The following is a 6,998-nucleotide window of genomic DNA, read 5'->3' as shown; positions in this document are numbered from 1 at the left end:
TCGAAGCCCGCCGTCCAAAGGATCACGCAATCATCGCCGAAATCGATGGCTACGTGCGCTTTGGCAAGGACTACAAGAACAAGCGTCGCATCGCGATTGAGGCGGCCGATGATCCGGACACCAAGGTCGAATACATGGTGCCCAAGGGCAAGCACATCCCAGTGCAGGAAGGCGACTTCGTGCAAAAGGGCGACTACATCATGGATGGCAACCCGGCCCCCCATGACATCCTCGCCATCATGGGTGTCGAAGCACTTGCGGACTACATGATCGACGAAGTGCAGGACGTGTATCGCCTGCAGGGTGTGAAGATCAACGACAAGCACATCGAGGTGATCGTGCGTCAGATGCTCCAGAAGTGGGAGATTTCCGACAGCGGTGACACGACGCTCCTGAAGGGCGAAAACGTCGACAAGGTCGAATTTGATGAGGCCAACGAAAAGGCCATCGCCCGTGGCGGTCGCCCTGCACAGGGTGAGCCCATCCTGTTGGGTATCACCAAGGCGTCCTTGCAGACACGGTCCTTCATCTCTGCCGCGTCCTTCCAGGAAACCACGCGCGTGCTGACCGAAGCGTCCGTGCAGGGCAAGCGGGACAAACTGGTCGGCCTGAAAGAGAACGTCATCGTGGGTCGTTTGATCCCGGCCGGTACTGGTGGTGCGACACAGCGCGTCACACGTATTGCGTCCGAGCGGGACAACGTGGTCATTCAGGCCCGCCGTGAGGAGGCCGAACAGGCCGCCGCATTGGCAGCCCCTGAGCCCACAGCCGATGACATCATCGGCGGCGACGCCTTCGACACGATCATCGCGGACACAGAAGAGAGCCGCGACGAGTAAGTCGAACCATATCAATTATGGAACGGGCCGCAGGGGAAATCCTGCGGCCCTTTTCGTTCGGGGCTGTGAGGTTCGAATTTGGCTGCGCCAAATCCGATCCGCGCGTGCAAGGCACGCGCATGGGGGCGCTGCCCCCCGCGGCTGCGCCGCGTCCCCCGAGGTATTTTTGAACCAGAGAAAGGGGCGGCTAGCGATCCGCCAGTTCAGGGTGTCGGTACGCCTGCGGGTAGGGCATCGGCAGCCGGGGACCAAGCGGGACGGTCTTGTTCCACGAATTGCCGAAGTAGCCCTGTCGGCAATGCAGAAGCGATCCGGCCTCTGCCACGCCGGGCAGCGCATAGACCCGGCACACCCATTGCCACAGGTGGGGATAGTCAAGGATACGCGCGCCGTTCAATTTCATGCGCACATAGTAGACCGGATCGTGCCGATAGAGGGTCGGAAACAGCCGAAGGTCTGCTTCGGTGAAGGTGTTGCCCGTCAGGAACGGTCGGCCATCGGACAGGCGGTCATCAAGGTCGGTCAGCGCATCAAAATAGGCGTCAAAGGCTTCGGCGTAGACCGTTTGGTCCGAGGAAAAGCCCGCTTTGTAGGCGCCGTTGTTGATGGCCACATAGATGACGTCGTTCAAAGCGTCGATGTCATCACGCAGCGCTTCGGGGTAGATGTCTTGCCCTGTCCCGCCCAATTTCGCGCTCTGCGCCCCCAACATCCGGACGATCTCGGCGCTTTCGTTTGTGACGATCCGCTGGGCGGTTTTGTCATAAAGGATGGGAAGGGATTTTTCGTCAGATCCCTCTGCCTCGTAAAGAGTTTTCGCGTGCCGGTGCCTTTGACCCGTCGCGGTCTCAAGTGTGCACTCCGGCAGCGTGGTGCCCGTCAGGCTGGCGGTGAGGGTGGGGTCGAACGTCCACAGATTGTCCTCGCGGTTGGGAAAGGCCACATCCATGGTGATTGCTTGGGTCAAGCCCAGGATCGACCTTGCCAGTGTGACGCGGTGGCACCACGGACAATTCAGCGCCACGTAAAGGTGATAGCGGCCTGCCTGAGCGGGGAAATCATCCGTGCCGATCCAGTGGCGAAAGCCGCTGTGACCGCGCACGAATTCACCCTGCGCCCGTCTGGCCGCGATATTGGTTTGGTCTTCTTCGACAGCTTTGGTCATCCGCGCCTCTTTCCCCGACATGGCCCCGCTGATACCACGGTCCCATGTCCCTGTCAGATAACATCCGCGCGGCGCTTTTGATCATGCTGTCGATGACGGCGTTTACGGTGAATGATGCGCTGATGAAGCTGGCGTCGCCGGACCTGCCGTTTTTCCAGCAGGTCTTCATGCGGGGCTGTCTGATCACGACAGGTCTTTATATCCTCGCGCGGATGTGGGGACATATGGCCTACAGGCCAACACCCAAGGACCGTCGTCTGACGGCCCTGCGCACAGCGGCAGAAGCATTCGGGACCGTCTTTTTCCTCACCGCGCTCTATTCCATGCCCTTGGCCAATCTGTCCGCGATCCTTCAGGCACTGCCACTGACGGTAACGCTGGCTGCAGCGGTTTTTCTGGGCGAACCGGTGGGGTGGCGGCGGATGGCTGCGATCATCGTGGGCTTTGTCGGGGTGACAATCATCATCCGGCCCGGCATGGACGGTTTCACCATTTTCTCGCTCTACGGGTTGGCCGCAGTCGCCGCCGTGACCTTGCGCGATCTGGCGGCGCGCAGACTGTCGCCTGAAATTCCGTCCAGCCGCGTGGCCCTGGCTGCGGCCATCGGGGTCACGGCACTGGCGGGGGGCGGGTCGTGGGTGATGCAAGAACGCTGGGTCGTCCCTGACCTGACAGAAATGGCCCTGATTGCGGGGGCGGCCCTGTGTCTGATGGCGGGCTACGTGGCGGCCGTGTCGGGGATGCGGTCGGGCGACATCGGGTTTGTTGCGCCGTTCCGGTACACTTCTCTTCTGGTGGCCTTGATTCTCGGGCTCGTCGTGTTTGACGAATGGCCCGATGTGCTGACCCTGCTGGGGGCTGCGATCGTGGTCACCACAGGCTTGTTTACGCTTTACCGCGAAAGGGCCAGCCGCCATTCCGCGGGGCTGTCCGCCAAAGGCCTGCGCCCGCGCTGAGGCGCTGTTGACACCCAACCTGAACCCCCCTATGAAGCGCGCAACTTGGCACGGCCTTTGTCTGTCAGGGATCATAATTTGGATACTCAAGATCCGTCCTACTGCTGGGCCGATCCTCTGAAAACCCACCGCTCCGTTTGCTCCGGTAAGGCAACGACAGCGGGTTAAGTTGTTTGTGTTTTACGGACGCGTGAAACGCTGAAATTCGAAACTGCGGCGTCAGACCCGCAACACATGTGTAGGAAACGGGAAACACCCAATGCCAACGATCCAACAGCTGATCCGGAAACCCCGGCAGCCCAAAGTAAAACGCTCCAAATCGCTTCACCTTGAAGGCAACCCGCAAAAGCGCGGCGTTTGCACACGTGTCTATACAACGACACCGAAGAAGCCGAACTCCGCTATGCGTAAGGTTGCCAAAGTGCGCCTGACAAATGGCTTCGAGGTCATCAGCTACATCCCGGGTGAAAGCCACAACCTTCAGGAACACTCTGTGGTTCTGATCCGTGGCGGTCGTGTAAAAGACCTTCCCGGCGTTCGCTATCACATCCTGCGCGGCGTTCTCGATACGCAAGGCGTCAAGGACCGTAAGCAGCGCCGTTCGAAATATGGCGCCAAGAAGCCGAAGTAAGGAAAACATCAGATGTCACGTCGTCACGCCGCTGAAAAACGCCAGATTCTGCCCGATGCAAAGTTTGGTGATATGGTCCTGTCCAAGTTCATGAACAACCTCATGATCGACGGGAAGAAATCCGTTGCCGAGCGCATCGTCTACAACGCCTTTGACCGCGTTGAAGACAAGCTCAAGAAAGCCCCTGTTGAGGTTTTCCACGAAGCCCTCGACAACATCAAACCCAACCTCGAAGTGCGCTCGCGCCGCGTCGGTGGTGCCACCTATCAGGTGCCCGTCGAAGTCCGCCCCGAGCGTCGCGAAGCTTTGGCTATCCGCTGGCTCATCGCCGCCGCCAAGAACCGCAACGAGAAAACCATGGAAGAGCGCCTCGCAGGTGAGCTTGTCGATGCCGTAAACGGCCGCGGCACAGCTGTGAAAAAGCGCGAAGACACCCACAAGATGGCCGATGCGAACAAAGCATTCAGCCACTACCGCTGGTAATAGGAGCCAACCAATATGGCACGCGACTATCCCCTCGAACGCTACCGTAACTTCGGTATTATCGCGCACATCGACGCCGGTAAGACCACCTGTTCCGAGCGTATCCTGTTCTACACAGGCAAATCCCACAACATCGGCGAAGTGCACGATGGTGCGGCCACCATGGACTGGATGGAACAGGAGCAGGAACGGGGTATTACCATTACCTCCGCTGCGACGACCACCTTCTGGGAACGCACTGAGGACGGCAAAACGCCTGACTCCCTCAAGCACCGCATGAACATCATCGACACCCCCGGCCACGTTGACTTCACCATCGAAGTCGAACGTTCCCTGGCCGTTCTCGACGGGGCCGTCACGGTTCTCGACGGTAACGCCGGTGTTGAACCACAGACAGAAACCGTCTGGCGTCAGGCCGACCGTTACAAGGTTCCGCGCATTGTCTTCGTCAACAAGATGGACAAGATCGGCGCCGATTTCTTCAACTGCGTCAACATGATCGAAGACCGCACAGGGGCCACGGCTATTCCCGTGGGCATCCCGATCGGTGCGGAAACCGAACTTGAAGGTCTGATTGACCTGGTGACCATGGAAGAATGGCTCTGGCAGGGTGAAGATCTGGGCGCGTCCTGGATCAAGGCCCCCATCCGTGACGACCTCAAGGACATGGCCGACGAATGGCGTGGCAAAATGGTCGAAGCCGCCGTCGAAATGGACGACGAGGCGATGATGGAATACCTCGAAGGCAACGAGCCTGACGTTCCAACATTGCGCAAGCTTCTCCGCAAGGGCTGTCTTGAACTGAAATTCGTCCCCGTTCTGGGTGGCTCTGCCTTCAAGAACAAAGGCGTTCAGCCGCTTCTTAACGCCGTGATCGACTATCTGCCCAGCCCGCTGGACGTGGTCGACTACATGGGCTTTGCCCCCGGCGACGAAGAAGAAGTCCGCAACATTGCCCGTCGTGCCGACGACGAGATGCCGTTCTCCGGTCTTGCCTTCAAGATCATGAACGACCCTTACATGGGCACATTGACGTTCACACGTATCTACTCCGGCAAGCTGGAAAAAGGCGATACGCTCATGAACACCACGAAGGGCAACAAGGAACGCATCGGCCGTATGGTCATGATGCACTCCAACAAGCAGGATGAAATCACCGAAGCCTTCGCAGGTGACATCATCGCGCTCGCCGGTCTGAAGAACACCACAACAGGTGACACGCTGTCTGACGAAAAGCAGCAGGTCGTTCTGGAAACGATGTCCTTCCCCGATCCGGTGATCGAGATCGCGGTTGAACCCAAGACAAAAGCCGACCAGGAAAAGATGTCCACCGGTCTGCAGCGTCTGGCCGCCGAAGACCCGTCCTTCCGCGTCGAAACGGATCTCGAATCCGGTCAGACCATCATGAAGGGCATGGGCGAACTTCACCTCGACATCCTGATTGACCGCCTCAAGCGGGAATTCAAAGTCGAAGCGAACATCGGTGCGCCTCAGGTGGCCTATCGTGAAACCATCGGTCACGCCGTTGAGCACACGTATACCCACAAGAAGCAGTCCGGTGGGTCCGGTCAGTTCGGTGAGGTCAAGCTGTCCATCATGCCGACAGAGCCCGGCGAAGGGTATTCCTTCGAATCCAAAATCGTCGGCGGTGCGGTGCCTAAGGAATATATCCCGGGCGTCGAAAAAGGCATCAACTCGGTCATGGACTCCGGTCCGTTGGCGGGCTTCCCCGTCATCGACTTCAAGGTTGAACTGCTTGACGGTAAGTTCCACGACGTTGACTCCTCGGTCCTCGCCTTTGAAATCGCCGCACGTATGTGTATGCGCGAAGGTATGAAAAAGGCCGGCGCGAAACTGCTGGAACCCATCATGAAGGTCGAAGTCGTGACGCCTGAGGAATACACAGGTGGCATCATCGGTGACCTCACATCCCGTCGCGGTCAGGTGCAGGGTCAGGATACGCGCGGCAATGCCATCGCGATCGACGCCTTCGTGCCGCTGGCCAACATGTTCGGCTACATCAACAACCTGCGCTCCATGTCGTCGGGTCGTGCGAACTTCACCATGCAGTTCGACCACTACGATCCGGTGCCAAGCAACATCTCGGAAGAGATTCAGGCAAAGTTCGCTTAAAGGTCGGGGCGAAGCACATGGCGATTTACAATTCAAAGTATGAAATCTCGTATTTCGCTGCGCCTAAATGTGCTTCGTCCTCACTCAAGGCCGTTTTCTTCTACCTCGAAAACGGTTTTGAATGGCGCCAGTTCACACGGAACGGACGGGTGATGCATATTCACAATGTCTATCCCGGCGCTCCGTTTGACGTCGCAAAGGAACACTGTCCTGACGGGCACTGGAAATTTGCGGTTGTGCGCGATCCGATCAAACGGCTTGCCTCGTGCTATAAGAACAGGGTGCTGACCGGTCCGTACCAACAGCGGATCAAGGCAAAGAAAGGTCTGGCGCGCCGGCTTGGCGTAACGGAGCAGCCCAGTTTCCCGACGTTTGTCGAAAATCTGGAGGCCTACCGGGAGTTTTCACCCGATCTTGAAGGCCACACAGACCCGATGTCGAAATTCCTGGGAACTGATGTTTCTTTCTACGACCGGATTTACGACGTCAGCGAACTGGACACGTTGCAGGCGGATTTGACACAGCGGTGCGGGATGCCGGTTACCATCCCCCATCTGCAAAAGCGCGGGCAGGGAAAAAAGGTCGAAGGACTGAACGCCCGTCTCGAACAGAAACTTCTGGATTTTTACGCGGAAGATTATCGGATGTTCGGGGATCACCTCGAACGTCTGGCTGCGTAAACCAACACACCACGGACCTTTCACAGGTCCAGAACACGATAAACGGATAAGGAGGCCATCATGGCTAAGGAAAAGTTTGAACGTAACAAGCCGCACGTAAACATCGGCACG

At 58.2% G+C, this 6,998-nt stretch carries 6 protein-coding genes and 1 pseudogene; 6 read left to right on the top strand and 1 reads right to left on the bottom strand.

Features of this window, described 5'->3' with window-relative positions:
- Positions 1-839: pseudogene (locus tag QZ653_RS14570) on the top strand (DNA-directed RNA polymerase subunit beta'); the annotation flags it as partial.
- 187 nt (positions 840-1,026) lie between these two features.
- Here the strand turns inward: QZ653_RS14570 and QZ653_RS14565 are convergent.
- Complete coding sequence (locus QZ653_RS14565; RefSeq protein ID WP_296421187.1) at positions 1,027-2,004, bottom strand: glutathione S-transferase C-terminal domain-containing protein; 978 nt, start codon at positions 2,002-2,004, stop codon at positions 1,027-1,029.
- 44 nt (positions 2,005-2,048) lie between these two features.
- Between QZ653_RS14565 and QZ653_RS14560 the strand changes: the two genes are divergently transcribed.
- The 5 genes from QZ653_RS14560 to QZ653_RS14540 all read left to right on the top strand — a co-directional run bounded on the left by QZ653_RS14560 (position 2,049) and on the right by QZ653_RS14540 (position 6,887).
- Complete coding sequence (locus QZ653_RS14560; RefSeq protein ID WP_296421186.1) at positions 2,049-2,960, top strand: DMT family transporter; 912 nt, start codon at positions 2,049-2,051, stop codon at positions 2,958-2,960.
- A gap of 259 nt (positions 2,961-3,219) precedes the next feature.
- Positions 3,220-3,591 (top strand): 30S ribosomal protein S12, encoded by a 372-nt coding sequence (gene rpsL, locus QZ653_RS14555; RefSeq protein WP_296421184.1) that lies wholly within the window; start codon positions 3,220-3,222, stop codon positions 3,589-3,591.
- 12 nt (positions 3,592-3,603) lie between these two features.
- Positions 3,604-4,074: a 30S ribosomal protein S7 gene (gene rpsG, locus QZ653_RS14550; protein WP_296421182.1), complete on the top strand. Its 471-nt coding sequence runs from the start codon at positions 3,604-3,606 to the stop codon at positions 4,072-4,074.
- Between the two features lie 15 nt (positions 4,075-4,089).
- Positions 4,090-6,207, top strand: a complete 2,118-nt coding sequence (gene fusA, locus QZ653_RS14545) for an elongation factor G (protein WP_296421181.1) — start codon at positions 4,090-4,092, stop codon at positions 6,205-6,207.
- Positions 6,208-6,224: 17 nt separating this feature from the next.
- Positions 6,225-6,887, top strand: a complete 663-nt coding sequence (locus QZ653_RS14540; protein WP_296421179.1) for a sulfotransferase family 2 domain-containing protein — start codon at positions 6,225-6,227, stop codon at positions 6,885-6,887.
- Positions 6,888-6,998: the final 111 nt, after the last annotated feature.

The organism is Pseudooctadecabacter sp., from assembly GCF_020627745.1.
Taxonomy (GTDB): Bacteria; Pseudomonadota; Alphaproteobacteria; order Rhodobacterales; family Rhodobacteraceae; genus Octadecabacter.
The sequence above is the reverse complement of the archived record's forward strand: the minus strand, read 5'-3'. Positions and strand labels throughout refer to the sequence as shown.